The sequence below is a fragment of the Cellulosimicrobium marinum genome (assembly GCF_020551945.1).
In the GTDB taxonomy this organism is placed as follows: Bacteria; Actinomycetota; Actinomycetes; order Actinomycetales; family Cellulomonadaceae; genus Cellulosimicrobium; species Cellulosimicrobium marinum.
In genome coordinates, this window is sequence record NZ_JAJBZH010000001.1 from 28,819 (window position 1) to 47,343 (window position 18,525).

Consider the following 18,525-nt stretch of genomic DNA (forward strand, 5'->3'; position numbering starts at 1 on the left):
CCAGGAGCCCGCCGTGACCGGACCCCAGAACGATCCTGCACCCGCCCCGGGCGCGCCCGCGCCCCGGCACCTCGTCGTCGTCGGCGGCGGCATGGTCGCCCAGCGACTCGTCGAGGCGCTGCGCGCCCGTGACGGCGTGGGTGCCTGGCGCATCTCGGTGTTCGCCGAGGAGCCGCGGAAGCCGTACGACCGCGTGGCGCTCACGAGCTACTTCTCGGCGCGCGACGCCGAGGAGCTCACCCTGGGCGACCCGACGCTGTGGGACGACCCGCTCGTCACGCTGCACCGCGACTGCGCCGTCACGGCGGTCGACCGCGAGACGCGGACCGTCACGGACCGGCTCGGGCGCGTCCACGCCTACGACGAGCTCGTCCTCGCCACCGGCTCGAGCGCCGCCATGCCGCCGATCCCGGGCAACGACCTGCCCGGCGTGTTCGTGTACCGCACGATCGACGACGTCGCGGCGCTGCGCGGCTGGGTCGAGGAGAAGCGTCGCGCGGCGACGACGGAGGGTGGCTGGGAGCGGCCGGTCCGCGGTGCGGTGATCGGCGGTGGCCTGCTCGGCCTGGAGGCCGCCGGCGCGCTCAAGGCGCTCGGCGCGCAGGCGACGGTCATCCAGTTCGGCACGCACATGATGGACGCCCAGATCGACCTCGGCGGCGGCGAGGCGCTCAAGCGCCTCATCAACGGCATGGGCATCGCGGTCCGCTGCAACACCGGGACCAAGGAGATGAAGGTCTCCAGGCGCTCCGGGCACGTCGGCCGGCTCGACTTCGCCGACGGCGGCCGGCTCGACGTCGACGTGGTCGTCGTCGCGACCGGCGTGCGCCCGCGCGACGAGCTCGCCCGCGCCGCCGGCCTGGAGATCGGGGAGCGCGGCGGCGCCGTCGTCGACCTCGCGTGCCGCACCGCCGACGAGCACGTGTGGGCGGTCGGCGAGGTCGCGTGCATCGAGGGCCGGTGCATCGGTCTCGTCGCGCCGGGCTACGCGATGGCGGAGGTCGTCGCGGACCGCCTGCTCGGTGGCGAGGCCACCTTCCCGGGCGCCGACACCGCGACCAAGCTCAAGCTCCAGGGCGTCGACGTCGCGAGCTTCGGCGACGCGTTCGGCCGCACCGAGGGCGCGATGGAGCTCGTCTGGGCCGACCCCGTCGCCGGCGTCTACAAGAAGCTCGTCCTGTCCGACGACGCGCGCACCCTCCTCGGCGGCGTGTTCGTCGGCGACGCCTCGCCGTACGCGTCCCTGCGCCCGATGCTCGGCGCGGAGCTCCCCGGCGACCCGGGCGCGTTCCTCCTGCCCGAGGGGTCGGGCGGCGGCGCCCCGTCGCTGGAGCTCCCCGACGACGCGACCGTCTGCTCGTGCAACAACGTCAGCGCCGGGACCGTCCGCGGCGCTGTCACCGAGCACGCGTGCACCGACCTCGCCGGCGTCAAGGCGTGCACCAAGGCCGGGACGTCGTGCGGGTCGTGCCTCCCGCTCGTCAAGAAGATCACGACCACCGAGCTCGCCCGGGCCGGCGTCGAGGTGTCGAACGCGCTGTGCGAGCACTTCGAGCTGTCGCGCGCCCAGCTGTTCGACGCCGTGCGCGTCGCCGAGCTCCACACGTTCAGCGAGATCATCGGGCGGTTCGGCACCGGGCGCGGGTGCGACATCTGCAAGCCCGTCGTCGCGTCGGTCCTCGCGTCGCTCGGCAACGGGCACATCCTCGACGGCGAGCAGGCCACCCTGCAGGACACCAACGACCACGTCATGGCGAACATGCAGAAGGACGGCACGTACTCCGTCGTCCCGCGCATCCCCGGTGGCGAGATCACGCCCGACGGGCTGCTCGTCATCGGGCAGGTCGCCAAGGACTTCGGCCTGTACACGAAGATCACCGGCGGCCAGCGCATCGACATGTTCGGCGCGCGCATCGAGCAGCTCCCGCACATCTGGCGCCGGCTCGTCGAGCACGGCTTCGAGTCCGGTCACGCGTACGGCAAGTCGCTGCGCACCGTGAAGTCGTGCGTCGGGTCGACGTGGTGCCGGTTCGGCGTGCAGGACTCCGTCGGCATGGCCGTCGAGCTCGAGCTGCGGTACCGCGGCCTGCGCTCGCCCCACAAGCTCAAGCTCGGGGTGTCGGGCTGCGCGCGCGAGTGCGCCGAGGCCCGCGGGAAGGACGTCGGCGTCATCGCGACGGACAAGGGCTGGAACGTCTACGTCGGCGGCAACGGCGGGTTCACGCCGCGGCACGCGCAGCTGCTCGCCGAGGACCTGACCTCCGAGGAGCTGATCCGGACCATCGACCGGTTCCTCATGTACTACATCCGTACCGCCGACCGCCTGCAGCGCACCGCGGCGTGGGTGGAGGACTACGAGGGCGGGCTCGACGCGATCCGCGAGGTCGTCGTCGAGGACTCGCTCGGGATCGGGGCCGACCTCGACGCGGCGATGGCCCGCCACGTCGACGTCTACGAGGACGAGTGGCGGGCCGTGCTCGAGGACCCCGAGAAGCTGCGCCGGTTCGGGTCGTTCGTCAACGCGCCCGCCGAGGCCGACCCCGACCTCGCGTACGTCACCGAGCGCGGCCAGATCCGCCCCGCGACGGCCGCCGAGCGCGCCGCCGCCCTCGAGGCAGCCCGCGCCGCGGGCACCGAGCCCGTCCCCGCCGGCCCCGTGGTCATCGCCGGCTCCACCCTGGAGGTCCGTCGATGAGCGTCGTGTCGCACCCCGTGCCCGCCGACCTGTCAGCAGCCAGCGGGTCCCCCGGTCGCCCGGGCGCTGACGACGCCGAGGGGACCGTCGTCTGGGAACGCGTGTGCCTCCTGCGGGACCTCGCCGTCGAGCGCGGCGCGGCAGCCCTCGTCGGCGGGGCGCAGGTGGCCCTCTTCCGTCTCCCCGACGACACCGTGCGCGCCGTCCAGCAGCGCGACCCGTACTCCGGGGCGAACGTCATGTCGCGCGGCATCGTGGGCACGCGCGCAGGTGTACCGACGGTCGCCGGGCCGATGTACAAGCAGGTCTTCGACCTCGCGACCGGGCGCTGCCTCGAGGCCGCCGGGTACGTCCCCGTCCAGGGCCTCGCCCCCGACCTGGCGACGTGGCCCGTCGAGGTGCGGGACGGCGTCGTGCACGTGGCGTCCCGTCCGGACGGTGCGTCGTGACCACGCTGCTGGGCCTCGACCTCGCCGGCCGGACCGTCGTCGTGGCGGGCGGCGGCCCGGTCGCGGCCCGGCGGGCCCGGGCCATGTGGGCCGACGGCGCCCGCGTGCGCGTCGTCGCACCGCAGCTGTGCGAGGACCTCCACGAGCTCGTCGCGTCCTTGAGTGCGGGCCGTTCGTCGTCGACCCGGCCCGGCGACGACAGATCCCCCGCACCCACCGGGGGGTCGGGCGGGTGCATCGACTGGGCGCCCCGCGAGGTCCGCGAGTCCGACGTCGCCGACGCCTGGCTCGTCCTCGCCGCCACCGACGACACCACGACCAACCGCGACGTCGCCCGCTGGGCCGAGGCGCGCCGCGTGTGGTGCGTCAACGCCGGCGCCGCGCACGAGGGCACCGCCCGCACGCCCGCGACGACGCACAGCGGTGACGTGCTCGTCGGCGTCGTCACGGACACGCGCGGGGCCGTCGACCCGCGTCGCGCACGCGCCGTGCGGGACGCCGTCGCCGAGCACCTGCGCTCCGGCGGGGCCGACCAGCGCCGCCGACGCCCCGTCCCCGGCGGGACCGGGAAGGTCACCCTCGTCGGCGGAGGCCCCGGCGCCGTCGACCTCCTCACCCTCCGCGGACGACGCGCCCTCGCCGAGGCCGACGTCGTCGTCACCGACCGGCTCGGCCCCGTCGACGTGCTCGACGAGCTCGCACCCGGCGTCGAGGTGATCGACGTCGGCAAGACACCCGGCCACCACCCCGTCCCCCAGCACGAGATCAACGCGATCCTCGTCGAGCAGGCGCAGCGCGGCCGCGCCGTCGTCCGGCTCAAGGGCGGCGACCCGTTCGTCTACGGGCGCGGCGGCGAGGAGGTCGTCGCGTGCCGCGAGGCCGGCGTGCCCGTCGACGTCGTCCCCGGCATCTCCAGCGCGCTCAGCGTCCCCGCGCTCGCCGGCATCCCCCTCACCCATCGCGGCACCGTCGCGGCGTTCCACGTGATCAGCGGCCACGACGGCCTCGACGACGCCGCCCTGGTGTCCGTGCGCGACCGCGCCGCTACGCTGGTCGTCCTCATGGGTGTCACGCAGCTCGCACGCATCACGGCCCAGGCCCTCGACGCCGGGGCCGACCCCGCGCTGCCCGTCGCCGTCGTCGAGAACGGCTCCACGCCGCGCCAGCGCGTCACCCGCGCCCCGCTCGCCGAGATCGTCGAGCACGCCGCCCGGGTCGGAGTCCGGGCACCGGCCGTCGTCGTGGTCGGCGACGTGGCCGCGGAGGGGCGGCTCGACCCGGCGACGGTCGCGTGAGCAGCACCACCGACCCCCGCGCAGAGCGCACCCCGCTCGGCCAGGTCATGGCCGGGTGCACCGTCCTCGTCACCGCCGACCGACGCAAGAGCGAGCTCGCCGCCGCCCTGCAGCGCCGCGGCGCCGAGGTGCGGCACGCCCCCGCGCTGAGCATGATCCCGCACGCCGACGACGACCAGCTTCTCGCCGGGACGCGTGACCTCGTCGAGCACCCGCCCGACGTCGTCGTCGTCACCACCGGGATCGGGTTCCGCTCCTGGGTCGAGGCCGCCGACGCGCACGGCATCGCCGAGCGGCTCCTCGAGGTGCTCGCCGACGCCCGCCTCGTCGCCCGCGGCCCCAAGGCACGCGGTGCGATCCAGGCCGCCGGGCTCACCGCCGACTGGGTCGCCGAGTCCGAGACGTCCGCCGAGATCGCCGACGTCCTCCTCGGCGAAGGGGTCGCCGGGCTGCGCATCGCCGTCCAGCACCACGGTGCCGGGGCCGACGGCCTCGACGTCGTCTTCGCCGAGGCGGGCGCCGACGTCGCGAGCCTCGTCGTCTACCGGTGGGGGCCGCCGCCCGACCCCGACGTGGTCCGCGCCTCCGTCGAGGCAGCCGCCTGCGGCGAGATCGACGCCGTCGTGTTCACCTCCGCACCCGGCGCGGAGGCGTGGCTCTCCGCCGCGGAGGAGCACGGCGTGGGACGCCTCGTCGTGTCCCGGTTCCGCGACGGCACGATGGTCGCGGCCGCGGTCGGGCCCGTCACCGCCAAACCGCTCGAGCACCGCGGCGTCACCCCCCTGCAGCCCGAGCGTGGCCGCCTCGGCGCGCTCGTGCGCACCCTCGTCGCCCACTACGAGCAGGCCGAGACCGTCGCGCTCGCCACCGTCGCGGGGGCGCTGCAGATCCGCTCCCGCGTCGCCGTGCTCGACGGCGACGTGCTGCCGTTGTCCCCGAGCGCGCTCGAGGTCCTCCGCCTCCTCGCGGCACGCCGCGGCGACGTCGTGACACGCGACGACGTGCTCGACGTCCTCCCCGGCGACTCGCGCGACCCCCACGCCGCCGAGGTCGCCGTCGCCCGCCTGCGCGAGGCCGCCGGACGGCGCGACCTCGTGAAGACCGTCGTCAAGCGCGGATACCGATTGGAGCTCGCATGAGCACGGAGATCCTGGCCTTCCCGTCCGGCACGCCCGCGGCACGCACCGCACCCGGGGCGGGCGGTGGGGCCGCAGGGTCGGCGGGCGCCCCGCCCGTGCTCGTCGGATGCTCCCACGGCACGAACGACCCCACCGGCCGCGCCGTGATCCGCGCGCTGCTCGACGACGTCCGCGCCGCCCGCCCCGACCTCGACGTCCGCGAGGCGTTCGTCGACGTGCAGCAGCCCGAGGTCGCCGACGTCGTCACCTCCGTCGTCGCGCCGGGTGCCGGCTCGGCGTCGGGCGGCGTGGTGCCGGGCGACGTGGTGCCGGGCGACGCCGTGGTGGTGCCGCTGCTGCTCTCGGGCGGGTTCCACGTCGGCGTCGACATCGCGGAGTCCGTCGCCGACCGCGGCCCCGGCGCCGGCCGGGCCGCCGCCGCGGCCCCCCTCGGCCCCGACGACCGCCTCGCCGACCTCCTCGCCGACCGCCTCGCCGAAGCCGGCCTGCGGCCCGGCGACGCCGTCGTGATCGCCGCCGCCGGCTCCAGCCGCCCCGGCGCCGCGCGCGACGTCGAACAGCTCGCCACCGCCCTGCGCGAGCGCGTCCCGAACGACGTGAGCGTCGGCTACGGCGCCATGGCGAAGCCGTCCGTGCCCGACGCCGTTGCCGCCGCCCGCACGTCGCTCACCGACGCCTCGGGTGAGGCGGGCGCCCCCGGCGAGCGCGCGGCGTCGGGCACGGCGGGCGAGGGCGGGCCGCGCGTCGTCGTGGCCGCGTACCTCCTCGCGCCGGGATACTTCTACGACCGCGTGCTGGAGGCGGGGGCGGACGTCGTGACGGCGCCGCTCGCCCCGGACCCTCGCCTCACGTCGATCGTCCTCGACCGCTACGCCGACGCCGCCGCGACCCTCGCCCCCGCGCCGTAGTGGGGTAGCCCGGCGAGGAAGTACCGAGGTCGCGCGAGGGAGAACCGTGGTCGTGACGAGCGCACGTCGGGCGGCCGCGCCGGGTCTACCATCCGCGCCGCTCGTTCCTCGCGTTGCTCCCGCCAGACCCGCCACGACCCGGCACGGCCGCCCGACCTGAGCTCGAGCGTGGGCGCACCTCGGCGGACCTCGGTGCTACCTCGACGGACCTTGGTTCTCCCTCGCGCGGCGAGGGTTCTCGCTCGGGGTCGGGCGGGTCAGGGCGTGACGAGGGGGCGGGTGCGGGGGGCCAGGAGGGCGACGCCGGCGGCGAGGAGCACGGTGACGCCGAAGCAGACGACGTACGCCGCGAGACCGAGCGACGCGTGCAGCGCCCACAGGAGGGAGCCCGTGACGGCGAGGGCGGTGGCGGCGGCGACGGCGTCGGACACCTGGAGCGCCGAGCTGTTGGCGCCCTGCTCCGCGACGGGCGACAGCTCGAGCGTGAGCACGGAGAGCGTCGGGTGCGTCATGCCCATCCCGAGGCCGGCGAACGTCCACGCGATCATCCCGACGACGGGCGGGACGGCGGTCCACGCGAGCAGCGCCGCGCCGCCGACTCCGACGGCGACGAACGTGCCCCCGAGCCGCACGTATCCCGCGTGCGCGAGGCCCCACGTGACGCGGCCGCGCAGCCACGACCCGGTCGACCAGCCGACCGCGCCGAACGTGAGCACGGCACCGGCGAGCGAGGGCGCGAGCCCCCGCTCGTGCGACAGCAGGAGCGGGAGCAGCACCTCGGCGCCGGTGAACGCCGCCGCGACGAGACCGCGGATCGCGACGACGCTCGGCAGGCCGCGCGCGGCCCGCGTCGTCCCCGGCGGGAGGAGTCGCGGCACCGCGAGCGCGACCGCGGCGAGCGCCCCGGCGAGGAGCGCCACGAGCCCGACGCCGCGCAGCTGGCCCGCGTAGTTGAGCGCCCCGATGCCGACCGCGGCGACGACGGCCCACCCGAGCGACGCGTGGCGTGCCGACCTGTCGAGGTGCGGGGCGCCGTCGGGCACTCCCTGGCCGGTGCCGCGCGCCGCGTGCAGCCCGGGCCGCATGAGGACGAGCGCGGGGAGCGCGAGGACGGGGACGGCGAGGAACACCCACCGCCAGCCGACGTGCTCGACGACGAGCCCCGCGATCGCGGGTCCGACGATCGACGGGACCACCCAGGCGGCGGCGAACGCCGCGAAGACACGGGGGCGGGCGTCGGCGGGGAACACGCGTGCGACGAGCACGTAGAGCGCGACGATGTACAGGCCGGTCCCGACGCCCTGGAGCACGCGCCCGGCGACGAGGACGAGCATGTCCTGCGCGAGGCCGGCGACGAGGAGCCCGGCGAGGAACAGCCCGACGCCCGTCCACAGGGGGGTGGTGGGGCCGGCGCGGTCGGACCACCGTCCGGACGCGACCATCCCGACGACGCTCGACGCGAGCGACCCCGCGAACGCGAGCGTGTAGAGGGTGAGGCCGTCGAGCGCGACGGCGACCGTCGGCATGGCGGTGGCGACGGCGAGCGCCTCGAACGCGCCGAGGAAGACGAACGCGACCATGCCGACCAGGACGGCGCGCTGCGTCCCGGGGGCGAGCGGCACGCCGTCGTCCGTCCCGACGGTCCGCGCGCTCTGCGGTTGCGTCATCTGCTCCACCTCTCCGGCCGGTCCGACCGTCACCGTACGGCGCGGCACGGCTCCGCCAGGAGGGGATTTCCGGGCGGGGCGGCGGTCGCCGGCGCGGCCCGGTCGGGCGACGCCCTGCTAGTCTCGAACCTCAACAAACGTTGAGGTCAAGCGCTCGGTCCGCCGGGCAGGGGGAGGGGTGCGGTGCCCGACGAGGTCCCGAGCGCCGAGCTGAGCGTCGGCCAGCTTGCCGCGCGCAGCGGCGTCGCGGTCTCCGCCCTCCACTTCTACGAGCGCGAGGGGCTGATCCGCAGCCGACGCACGCCCGGCAACCAGCGCCGCTTCGCGCGCGAGACCCTGCGGCGGGTCGCGTTCATCCGCGCGTCGCAGCGGGTCGGCATCCCGCTCTCCCGCATCCGGGACGCGCTCGCCACGCTCCCCGGGGACCGCACGCCCACGGCGAAGGACTGGCACCGCCTCTCCGCCGGGTGGCACGCGGACCTCGATGCCCGCATCGAGCAGCTCACGCGCCTGCGCGACCACCTCACCGACTGCATCGGCTGCGGGTGCCTGTCCCTGCGGCGGTGCGTGCTCGTCAACCCCGACGACACCCTCGGCGACGAGGGTCCGGGCCCCCGCACCCTGCTCGTCGAGGGCCTGGACGGCTGACCGCGCCGGGTCAGGCCGCGCCGGGTCAGGCCGCGCCGGGTCAGGAGTACGCGGTCGCCTGGAGCGCGAACAGGTCGGCGTACACGCCGCCGGCGGCGACGAGCGTGTCGTGGGTGCCGTGCTCGCGCACGCGCCCGCCGTCGAGCACGACGATGGTGTCGGCGTCGCGCACGGTGGAGAACCGGTGGGACACGAACAGCGTGACGCCGCCCGCGGCCTCCCCGGTGCGCCGCGCGGAGTCGGTGAACCGCTCGAACAGGGCGTGCTCGGCGGACGCGTCGAGCGCCGACGCGGGCTCGTCGAGGACGAGGAGCAGCGGGTCGGTGCGCAGCAGGGTGCGGGCGAGGCCGAGCGTCTGCCACTGCCCGCCCGAGAGCTGGGTACCGTCCGCGTACCCGGTGCCGAGCACCTGGTCGAGCCCGTCCTCGGACCGTTCGACGATGCGTCGTGCCCGGGCGGCGTCGAGGGCCTCCCAGAGCGTGGCGTCGTCGTCCAGGCGGTCGACGCGGCCGATCCCGACGTCCTCGCGCAGCGTGAGCTCGAGCCGGGCGAAGTCCTGGAACAGCGTCGCGACGCGCGCGTACCACGCCGCCGGGTCGAGCGTGGCGAGGTCGACCCCGTCGACGAGGACCCGCCCCGACGTCGGCCGGTACAGGCCGCACAGGAGCTTGACGAGGGTCGACTTCCCGGCACCGTTCTCCCCGACGAGCGCGACGGTGGACCCGGCGGGCAGGTCGAGGGTGACGCCGTCGAGGACGGGCCGGGCCGCGCCCGGGTAGGAGAACGTGACGTCCTCCAGGCGGATGCCCGCGGCGAGACGCGCGGGAAGGGCGCCGGGCTCGTCGCCGGTCTCCGCCGCGGCGGGCGTGCCCGACGGCGCGGGCACCGGTCCGGCGTCCGCGGCCAGCGCGCGCAGGTGCTCGACGACGCGGCCCGCGCCCTGCAGCGTGCCGAGCAGCGCGAGCGCACCCGAGACCTGCACGCTCACCTGCACCGCGAGCGTCACCACGAGCACGACCTGCCCGACGGCGGCGGTCCCCGACGCGGCGTCGCGCACCACGAGGAGGACAGCCGTGCCGTACGCGAGCGCGAACCAGACCTGCCCCGCGGCGCGCAGGACCGCCGCCCGGCGGTGCGCCGACGCGAGGCGGTCCGTGGTGCGACCCCAGGCGGTGCGCTGGCGCGCCGAGACGAGGTGCTTCGCCCCGAAGAGGCGCAGCTCCTTCGCCGACGCGCTCGTGGTCCCCACCGACACGAGGTGGCGGGACAGGCGGACGTCGTCCGCGACGTCGTCCCGGGCCGCGTCCATGACGTGCTGCGCGCGGCCGGCGAGCCACACGGGCGGCAGCGCGGCGAGCGGCAGGAGCAGGAGCCACGGCTCGACGAGCCCGAGGATCACCGTCGTCACGACGACCTGCAGCGTCATGCCCCCGAGCTGCAGGGTCGACTCCAGCGCGCCGCGCACGCTCTGCAGACCCTCGGTGACGACGGTGAGCCGCCGCACCCGGTCGGGGTCGTCGAGCTGCGCGAGGTCGGACGACCCGTGGGTGAGCCCGGCGACCTCGTCGAGCAGCTCCGCCTGCTGGAGGTCGGCGAGCTCGAAGTACGACAGGTGCGCGAAGTGGGCCATCATCAGCTCGGCGACGAGCAGCGCCGCGAGCGCGGCCGCGAGCCAGACGGCGCGTGCCGTGTCCGCGTCGAGCGCGGCGTCGGTGAACCCGCCGAGCGCGACGCCGACGAACGGTGCGGCGAGGTACCCGAGGGTGAGGAGCACGACGGCGACGAGCAGGCGGCGGCGGTCGGTGCGCCAGCCGTGCGCGAGCATGAAGGACGCGGCGGTCAGGACACGGTTCATCGGGCTGCTCCTGAGGTCGTCGCGGTCGCCGGGGTCGTCTCGCCGGGCTCGGATCCGGCGTCGGGATCGGCTTCGGGGTCGTCGCGGAACCGACGCGCCTGGAGCGTGAAGAGCTCCGCGTACCGGCCGCCGAGGGCGAGCAGCGTGGCGTGGTCGCCCTGCTCGACGACGCGGCCGTGCTCCACGACGACGATCCGGTCGGCGTGCCGCACGGTGGAGAAGCGGTGGGAGATGACCACGCTCGTCACCTCGCGGCCGCGCGCGACCTGCGCGACGGCGTCGTGCGCGAGGAAGCGCTCGAAGAACTCGGCCTCGGCGCGCACGTCGAGCTGCGCCGTCGGCTCGTCGAGGACGAGCACGTGCGCGCCGCCCGCCACGGCGAGGAGGGCGCGGGCGAGCGCGACGCGCTGCCACTGCCCGCCCGACAGGTCGCGCCCGCCCGCGTACCCGCCGGACAGGACGGTGTCGAGGCCGTCGTCGAGCCCGTCGACCACGTCCTCGGCGCCCGCGGCGCGCACGGCGGCGGTGAGCGCGGCGGCGTCCCCGCGCAGGTGCGGGGCGCCGACGGCGACGTTGTCCGCGGCGGGCAGCTCGAGGCGCACGTAGTCCTGGAAGATCAGGGCGAGGCGGTCCTGCCAGGCCCGCACGCCCGTGCCGCTTAGGTCCTCGCCGTCCACGGTGATGCGGCCCCGCGTCGGCTCGTAGGCGCGTGCCAGGAGCTTGACGAGGGTCGTCTTGCCGGCGCCGTTGAGGCCGACGATCGCCGTCGACCCGCCGCGGACGAGCTCGAGGTCGAGCCCCTGGAGGACCCAGGGGCCCTCGTCGGTGTACCGGAACCACACGTCCTCGAACCGGACCGTGCCCGTCGGCGTGGAGTCGCGCACCGTGGGGCGGACGGGCTGCTGCCGGGCCCCCCGGGCGAGGCGGTCCTCGAACCGCTGGAGGGCGTCGAACGACTGGAGACCGAACTGGGTCTCGACGTCGCACTCGGGGAAGTACGCGCCGAACCGCATCGGGACGAGGACGGCCTGGAGCGCGACGCCCAGCGCGAAGAGGTCGAGGGCGCCCGACGACGCGTCGAGCGCGACGAGGACGAGCACCGCGGCGCCGCCGGCGAGGCCGACGCTCGCGAAGCCGACGAAGGGCCACAGCTGGAGGCGCCGGTTGACCGCCCACTGCGGTTCGAGGAATGCGAGGGTGTCGGCCCGCAGGCGGCCGCGCAGCCAGCCGAGCACGCCGAGCAGGCGCACGTCCTTGGTGAGCGCGGGGGTCGTGAGCACGTCGCGCAGGTAGGACATGCGGCGGCGTGCGGGGCCGAGCCCGGACCACGTCGCGGCGAGCCGGCCCAGCGTGCCGCGCACGCCGAAGCGCATGACGAGGGCGGTGGCGAGGATGACGAGCCCGGCGAGGGGCGAGACGACGACGCCCACGAGCGCCGCGGCGCCGAGGAGCTGCACGTACCGGCCGACGAGCGGGAGGAGGGCTCCCGCGGCGTCGCCGGGGGAGCGGGCCTGGCGGGCGAACGCGGCGCGGGCGTCGGCGACGACGTCGAGCGCCTCCGGGTCGTCGAGCAGCGCCAGGGGTGCCTGGGAGAGCGCGGCGTCGAGGAGCCGGTCGATGCAGTGCTGGTCCACCCGGCGCGCGATCGTCTCGACGACGCCCGCCTGGAACGGGGCGAGGAGCTGCTGGACGACGAGCACGGCGACCGCGACCGCGAACGTGGGCAGCAGGGCGTCGCCCTCGGGGGAGCCGTCGGCGGCCGCGGGCACGAGGTGCAGGACGCGGCCCATGAGGACGATGAACGCGAGCGGCAGGACCCCCAGGAGGACGCTGAGGGCGAACCCGGCGAGGACCGTGGGGTACCCGGCGCGGGGGAGCAGGCGCCACATCGTCGTCCAGCGGCTCACGCGGGCACCCGCCGCGCTCGTCGGTCGGTCGTGCGTGGACGTCGTCGACATCCAGGTCCCCCTCCTGCAGGCCGGGCGTCGTCCACGACGACGCCTCGCGGCAGGGGAGCCCCGTCTCCCCTGCGCGGGAGGGTACCGACATCCGGCATATCGTCAGTAGTCTTTATCAACTACTGGACCTCACCAGTTCCGCGGGCTGTCCCCACCCGACCCGGAGCCCCCGCCGGGCTCGTCGCCGTAGAGGTCGCGGTACTCCTGCTGCTGACGGTCCGCCTCGTCGCGCGCCCGCGAGTTCTGCTCCTCCAGACGCTCCTGCCGCTCCTGCTCCTCGCGCTCGGCCTGGCGCTGCCCCTCGCCGCCGGAGCCGTCGCCCTCCGCGCCGTCCTGCCCGTCGCCCTCGGCGTCGGACGCCTCGCCCTGCTCCCCGGCGTCGGACCCCTCGCCGTCCTCGGACCCGTCGCCGCCCTCGGACCCGGCGGAGCCCCCGCCCGGCGGCGGCTCGCCCGCGGCGTCGTCCTGCCCGTCCCGTGCCTGCTGCTGCTTGTCCTCGACGCGCTGCTGCGCCGCCTCCGCCTGGTCCTGCTCCTCCTGGGTGCGGTCCGACTCGCCGCAGTCGGGCCAGCCGCGCACCTGCTCGGCCGTCGCGAACGACCGCTCGGCGTAGGCGTACCAGTCCTGCGTCTTCTGGCGGAGCAGGTCGACGTCGGGCTCCGTCCCGTCGCCGTACGGGTCGAGCACGTCCTCGTCGTAGGGCTGCCCGGCGTCGCGGGCAGCGAGGGCGTCCTCGACGGCGCGGAGCTCGGCCGCCTCCTCGTCGGCCTGCGCGAGCTCGTCGTCGCCCGTGAGCTCGTACGCGAGCGCGAGGTTCGTCTGGACGGCGCAGCGGACCTCGGGCGTCTCGCCCTCCGCGAGCTCGTAGGCCCGGTGGAGGGACGTCGTCGCGTCGTACAGCGACCACGTGTTCTGCTCGGCCGCGAGGGCGGTACCGGTGTTGAAGTGCGCCTTCCACGGGTCGACGAGGTTGAGCGTGCGCTGCGCGCCGTACGTCCCGGCCGCGTCGGCGTACGCGCCGTCGTCGTAGTCGTGGCGCGCGAACGACGCGAGGGGCGCGAGGAGGGCCAGCTTGAACCCGAAGAGGACCAGCGCCAGCACGAGCGGCAGCGTCCCGAGGACCCACCAGCCCCGACGGCGCAGGCGCGCCCGGCGCATCGCGGCGGCCGGGTGCGTGGCCGGACGCCGGCCGTTGGGCGGGGGGACGGGGGGCGGCGACCAGCTCATCGGCGCACCTCCCGGCGGTCGGGGCGGCCCGGCAGCACGAGGCCGCGGCGCGCCTCGCGCCCGAGGTACCACGCCTCGACGGCGAGCAGCCCGGCGAGGACGAGCGCGAGCGGCCACACGACGGGCCGGTACGAGGTCACGTCCCGTCGCCCGTCCGCGGCGACCTGCTCCGGGTCGACGTCCGCGACGAGCGACGCGACCTCCGTCGGCGCGTCGCGGTGCACGTACGGCACGCCGAGCTGGTCGGCGAGACCGGTGAGCGTCTCCTCGTCGAGGTGCGACACGGCGCGCGCGGGCTCGCCGTCCTCGCTCGGCAACGACCAGTCGACGATGTACTCGGCGTCGGCCGGGTCGACGTCGGGGTCGTACTCCTTCATGGGGCCTCCCTCGGCGGTGCCGTAGCCGAGCACGGCGCCGCCGTCGACGAGCGGGGCGAGCTCGGCGAACGAGCGCGGCTCGCCGTCGGCGGTCTGCTCGCCGTCGGTGAGGAAGAAGACGAGGCGCAGGTTCGCGGGGTGCTGCTCCGCGGAGCCCTCGAGCGCGGCGGTGAGCTCCGCGAGCGGCCGGTCCGTGAGCGACCCCTGCGAGTAGCGCGTGATCTCCCGATCGAACGTCCGTGCCCACGACGCGACCGCGCGCGCGTCGGTGGTGAGCGGGAGCTGGCGCGACGCCTGCGAGTCGAACGAGATCACCGAGTACCGGGCGCCGGGGATGGACTCGGCGAGCGCGACGACGTCGTGCCGGACGCCGTCGAGGCGCTCCTGCCCGCCCTCCGGGCCGTAGTCCTCCGCGGCCATCGAGCCGGTGCGGTCGACGACGAACACCATGTCGACGTTCGCGACGGACGTGTCGCGGTCCGTCGAGACCACGGACGGGCCGAGGCCGATCAGCGCGAGCACGACCACGGCTCCCGTGCGCCGCACCCAGGCCGCGCGCGGGGCACCCGGGCGCGGGGCGCCGTCGGGCCCGGGGCGTCCCGCGACGACGGCCTGCCACCCCGTGAGCACCAGCAGGGGGACGACGAGGAGCAGCAGCGCCCACACGGGCACGAGCGGCTGGAGGGTCATCGGGCCCCACCTCCCGGCGCGCTCACTGCCGCACCCGCCACGCCACGACGAGCAGCAGCCCGACCCCGGCGACCGTGACGCCGAACCACGCCGCGGGGGTGTCGGTGACGATCACCTCGGGCGACGCGTCGAGCTCGACGGCCTGCTGCGCGACGACGTCGTCCACCATGCCCTGCACCGCGGCGGGGTCGTCGGCGAGGAAGTACAGGCCGCCGCCCGCCTCGACGGTCTGGCGGTACTCCGACTCCTCCGGGGTGCCCTCGTAGCGCTGCGACCCGCCGAAGATGCCGTGCAGGGTGATGTCGCGCGACGACACGAGCTCGGCGGCCTGGGGCAGCGTGTAGATGGGCTGCCCGGACACGTAGTTGTCGGTCGCGAGGATGATCGACCGGGACCGCTCCGTGTCCTGCGCGTCGAACTGCAGCGCACAGCTCGCCAGGCCGTCCCCGATGAGGCTCGCGCCCGCGAGGTTCGCGGTCGTGCCCGCCGTGAACTGCGCGAACTCGAGGATCTGCGCGTCGTCGCTGCCGCCCGTGTAGTCGAACTCGGCGGGGTCCTCGTCGAGCGCGTCGATGCCGGCCTGCAGCTCCTCGTGGACGAGCGCGTAGTCGTTCGTCAGGGGGAACACGGTCCGCGAGGACGAGTTGAAGATCGACAGCGCGATCCGCTCCCCCTCGAAGCTGTCCACCATCTCCTGGAACACGCGCAGCACCGCGCCGTCGTACGCGATCATCGAGCCGGACACGTCGAGGCACAGCACGATGTCGCGCGTGCCGAGGCGGTCCACCACGACGTCGGTCTGCGCGGGCCGGGCCGCCACCGCGCCCGCCCCCACGACCGCGACGAGCAGCCCGAGCGCCGTCGCGCCCTGGAGGAGCCGGTAGCGCCGCACCCACGCGCCGACCTCGGGGACGTCCGCGAGGTAGTCGGAGTTCGCCACCCACAGCACGTCGGCCGCGCGCTCGCGCGCCCGGCGGCGGGCGAACCACCACCCGGCGCCCGCGACGGCGAGGACCGCGACGACGACGCCCGCCCACACCCACGGCCACAGGACCGCCGGGTCCTGGGGGCCGGGCACGGGCGCGTCGTCCGCGGCGAGCACGACGGCGCGCGCGAGACCTCCGGCGGGCAGGCTCACCACGTCCGCACCACCTCCCGGGCGCGCGCGATCGAGTCCTCGGCGTCCGTCGCGGCCGCGGTCCGGTCGGCCGCGTGGTCCGCGAACGACGGGCGGTAGTACCGCGCCACGAGGCGCGTGAGCCGGTCGGCGTGCGCGAGCTGCTGGATCTCCGACAGCGTCATCGTCGAGGCGTCCTGACCCGTCCGGCCCGTCGCGAACCCGCGCACCTCCGCCGACAGGGCGAGGTGGAGCGCGCGGTCGTCGAGCTCGCCCGCGCGGAACCGGGCCGCGACCGCGTCGAGCCGCTCCTCGTACTCGCGCCGCAGCGCGCCGTACGGGTCCAGCGGCCCGGCGGGCGAGGGCGGCGGGGGAGCGGAGGCCGCCTTCTCGGCCGCGCCGGCGCGCGTCAGCCACACGACGAGGAACACGACCGCGGCGGCGGCGAGCAGCAGCCCCACCCCGGCGGCCGTCCACCACCCCGAGTAGGCGGCCGGGTCCACGAGCTCATCGACGGGCACGCTTCTGCCTCCCCAGGAGCTCGACGAAGCGCGGCAGGACGTCGGTCGTCCCCTCGACGAGGACCGACTCGACCGCCACGCGCCGCAACCGGTCCTCGACCTCCGCACGGCGGCGCGCCACGGCCCCCGCGGCTGCGTCCGCGAGCGCCGCCCGGCCGCGCAGGAACGGCGGCAGGCGCAGGCTGCCGTCGACGTCCCGCACGTCGCGGTGGGCGGCCGCGGGGCCCCGCACGGCGACGGGCGAGGCGTCGGCGACGCGCACCGCCATGACCTCGTGGCGGGCGCGCAGGGACCGCAGGAGCGTCTCGTGCTCCGCGGCGGGGCGCGCCTCGTCGGTCACGACCACGACGAGGGAGCGGCGGCGGAACGCCGACCGCGCCCGGTCGAGGGGACGCGCGAGGTCGCTCGCCGGGGCGTCGGGGCGCCACCGGCCCTCGACCGTGCGGAGCAGCACCTCCAGGTCCTGGGTCGAGGCGCGCGGCGGGAGCTGCACGACGCCGCCCGCGTCCCCGGCGACGAGCGCGATCCGGTCCCCGCGGTCGCGGGCGAGGTGCGCGACGAGCGCGCAGCACAGGCTCGCGACCTCCGCCTTCGTCTCCCCGCTCGGGGCGGCCGCACCCATGGGGCGGCCCGTGTCGACGACGAGCACGAGGTTGAGGTTGGACTCGCGCACGAACCGGCGGACCACGGGGATGCCGGCGCGGGCCGACGACTTCCAGTCGATGTCGCCGACGTCCTCGCCGGGGGCGTACAGGTGGAGGTCGTCGAAGTCCTGCCCGTGGCCCTTGGAGATCGAGCGGTGACGCCCCTCGAGCAGGCCGGAGGCCCGGCGCGCGACCGGGAGGTCGAGCCGGGCCCGGACCTGGGCGAGTCGGGAGACGTCGGGCACGGGGGCGTCCTCGGGGGTGCGGGGGCCGCTCAGGGCGTGGGGACGGCGTCGAACACGGCGTCGACGAGCTGCTCGGTGGGGACGTTGTCCGCGAGCGCGTCGAACGTGCGCACGATGCGGTGGCGCAGCACCGAGTACCGCACGGCCTTGATGTCGTCGGGGACGACGAACGCGCGGCCCGCGAGGACCGCGAGCGCCTGGCCGACGCGCATGAGGGCGATGCCGCCGCGCGGGGACGCGCCGACGCGCACGTGCCGGTCCAGCCCGGGGACGGGGCGCGGCCCGGACAGGCGGGTCGTGTTGACGACGTCGACGACGTACCGCTTGATCGAGTCGTCCACGTACACGTCGTCGACGAGGCGGCGCAGGAACCGGACGTCGTCGAGCGTGACGGGCTGGGCGCTGATCGGCTCGCTCATCCGCCCGGTCGCGACGCGCTGCAGGATCTCGAGCTCTTGGTGCGGCGTCGGGTACGTGAGCACCTCCTTCATGAGGAAGCGGTCCATCTGGGCCTCGGGCAGCACGTACGTGCCCTCCTCCTCGATGGGGTTCTGCGTCGCCAGCACCATGAACGGGTCGGGCAGCGGGTAGTTCTCGCCGCCGATCGACGTCTGCTTCTCCTGCATCGCCTCGAGCATCGCGGACTGCGTCTTCGCGGAGGACCGGTTGATTTCGTCGAGCAGCACGACGTTCGCGTGCACCGGCCCGAGCTGGGTGGTGAACTTCCCGGTCGCGTAGTTGTAGATCTGCGTGCCGACGATGTCGTTCGGCATGAGGTCGGGCGTGCACTGGATGCGGTGGAACCGGCCGTCGATCGCTGCGGCGAGGGTCTGCGCGGCGGTGGTCTTCGCGAGGCCCGGCACGGACTCCAGGAGGACGTGGCCCCCGGCGAGCAGCGTCGAGACGAGGGCGGTGCGCAGCGCCTCCTGCCCGACGACGCGCTGGTCGAACACCTGCCCCACCCGCTTGAGGAGGTGCCCGGCGCGGTCGAGGTCCGCGGTCGAGATGCTGCCGTGCCCTGCGGCCATGGGGTCGCCCTCCGGGTCGTGTCGGTGCGGGTGCTCACGCACCGTGCGGACGGCCGGGGGCC

At 75.8% G+C, this 18,525-nt stretch carries 15 protein-coding genes; 6 read left to right on the forward strand and 9 right to left on the reverse strand.

Features of this window, described 5'->3' with window-relative positions:
- Positions 1-13 precede the first annotated feature (13 nt).
- From nirB to LGQ04_RS00150, 5 genes are read left to right on the forward strand one after another with little or no spacing between them, the layout of a single operon-like run.
- Positions 14-2,695, forward strand: a complete 2,682-nt coding sequence (nirB, locus tag LGQ04_RS00130) for a nitrite reductase large subunit NirB (RefSeq protein WP_308016310.1) — start codon at positions 14-16, stop codon at positions 2,693-2,695.
- Complete coding sequence (gene nirD / locus LGQ04_RS00135) at positions 2,692-3,144, forward strand: nitrite reductase small subunit NirD (RefSeq protein ID WP_229241460.1); 453 nt, start codon at positions 2,692-2,694, stop codon at positions 3,142-3,144. The genes nirB and nirD overlap by 4 nt, the downstream gene beginning before the upstream one ends.
- Positions 3,141-4,439 (forward strand): uroporphyrinogen-III C-methyltransferase, encoded by a 1,299-nt coding sequence (gene cobA / locus LGQ04_RS00140; protein ID WP_229241461.1) that lies wholly within the window; start codon positions 3,141-3,143, stop codon positions 4,437-4,439. Before nirD ends, cobA begins: the two co-directional genes overlap by 4 nt.
- A gap of 47 nt (positions 4,440-4,486) precedes the next feature.
- Positions 4,487-5,578 (forward strand): uroporphyrinogen-III synthase, encoded by a 1,092-nt coding sequence (locus LGQ04_RS00145; protein ID WP_229242345.1) that lies wholly within the window; start codon positions 4,487-4,489, stop codon positions 5,576-5,578.
- A complete protein-coding gene (locus LGQ04_RS00150; RefSeq protein WP_229241462.1) occupies positions 5,575-6,486 on the forward strand; it encodes a sirohydrochlorin chelatase in 912 nt (303 codons plus the stop codon). Before LGQ04_RS00145 ends, LGQ04_RS00150 begins: the two co-directional genes overlap by 4 nt.
- 257 nt (positions 6,487-6,743) lie before the next feature.
- Here the strand turns inward: LGQ04_RS00150 and LGQ04_RS00155 are convergent, their stop codons facing one another.
- The gene (locus LGQ04_RS00155; RefSeq protein ID WP_229241463.1) at positions 6,744-8,153 is read right to left on the reverse strand and encodes an MFS transporter; all 1,410 of its coding nucleotides are present in this window, start codon (positions 8,151-8,153) and stop codon (positions 6,744-6,746) included.
- Positions 8,154-8,336: 183 nt separating this feature from the next.
- Here LGQ04_RS00155 and soxR point away from each other — a divergent pair, with 183 nt between their 5' ends.
- Positions 8,337-8,801 (forward strand): redox-sensitive transcriptional activator SoxR, encoded by a 465-nt coding sequence (gene soxR / locus LGQ04_RS00160; protein WP_229241464.1) that lies wholly within the window; start codon positions 8,337-8,339, stop codon positions 8,799-8,801.
- Positions 8,802-8,841: 40 nt separating this feature from the next.
- On the opposite strand, the gene LGQ04_RS00165 is transcribed toward soxR, so the two are convergent.
- The 8 genes from LGQ04_RS00165 to LGQ04_RS00200 all read right to left on the reverse strand — a co-directional run bounded on the left by LGQ04_RS00165 (position 8,842) and on the right by LGQ04_RS00200 (position 18,463).
- Positions 8,842-10,656 (reverse strand): ABC transporter ATP-binding protein, encoded by a 1,815-nt coding sequence (locus LGQ04_RS00165; RefSeq protein WP_229241465.1) that lies wholly within the window; start codon positions 10,654-10,656, stop codon positions 8,842-8,844.
- Positions 10,653-12,614: an ATP-binding cassette domain-containing protein gene (locus tag LGQ04_RS00170; protein WP_229241466.1), complete on the reverse strand. Its 1,962-nt coding sequence runs from the start codon at positions 12,612-12,614 to the stop codon at positions 10,653-10,655. The genes LGQ04_RS00165 and LGQ04_RS00170 overlap by 4 nt, the downstream gene beginning before the upstream one ends.
- A 129-nt stretch (positions 12,615-12,743) precedes the next feature.
- Entirely contained in the window at positions 12,744-13,841 is a 1,098-nt protein-coding gene (locus LGQ04_RS00175) for a hypothetical protein (RefSeq protein ID WP_229241467.1), read from the reverse strand.
- Complete coding sequence (locus LGQ04_RS00180; protein ID WP_229241468.1) at positions 13,838-14,908, reverse strand: vWA domain-containing protein; 1,071 nt, start codon at positions 14,906-14,908, stop codon at positions 13,838-13,840. The genes LGQ04_RS00175 and LGQ04_RS00180 overlap by 4 nt, the downstream gene beginning before the upstream one ends.
- 22 nt (positions 14,909-14,930) lie before the next feature.
- Positions 14,931-16,049: a vWA domain-containing protein gene (locus LGQ04_RS00185; RefSeq protein ID WP_229241469.1), complete on the reverse strand. Its 1,119-nt coding sequence runs from the start codon at positions 16,047-16,049 to the stop codon at positions 14,931-14,933.
- A complete protein-coding gene (locus LGQ04_RS00190) occupies positions 16,043-16,546 on the reverse strand; it encodes a hypothetical protein (protein WP_229241470.1) in 504 nt (167 codons plus the stop codon). The genes LGQ04_RS00185 and LGQ04_RS00190 overlap by 7 nt, the downstream gene beginning before the upstream one ends.
- Complete coding sequence (locus tag LGQ04_RS00195; protein WP_229241471.1) at positions 16,533-17,435, reverse strand: DUF58 domain-containing protein; 903 nt, start codon at positions 17,433-17,435, stop codon at positions 16,533-16,535. Before LGQ04_RS00195 ends, LGQ04_RS00190 begins: the two co-directional genes overlap by 14 nt.
- Before the next feature lie 29 nt (positions 17,436-17,464).
- Entirely contained in the window at positions 17,465-18,463 is a 999-nt protein-coding gene (locus tag LGQ04_RS00200) for an AAA family ATPase (protein WP_229241472.1), read from the reverse strand.
- Positions 18,464-18,525: the final 62 nt, after the last annotated feature.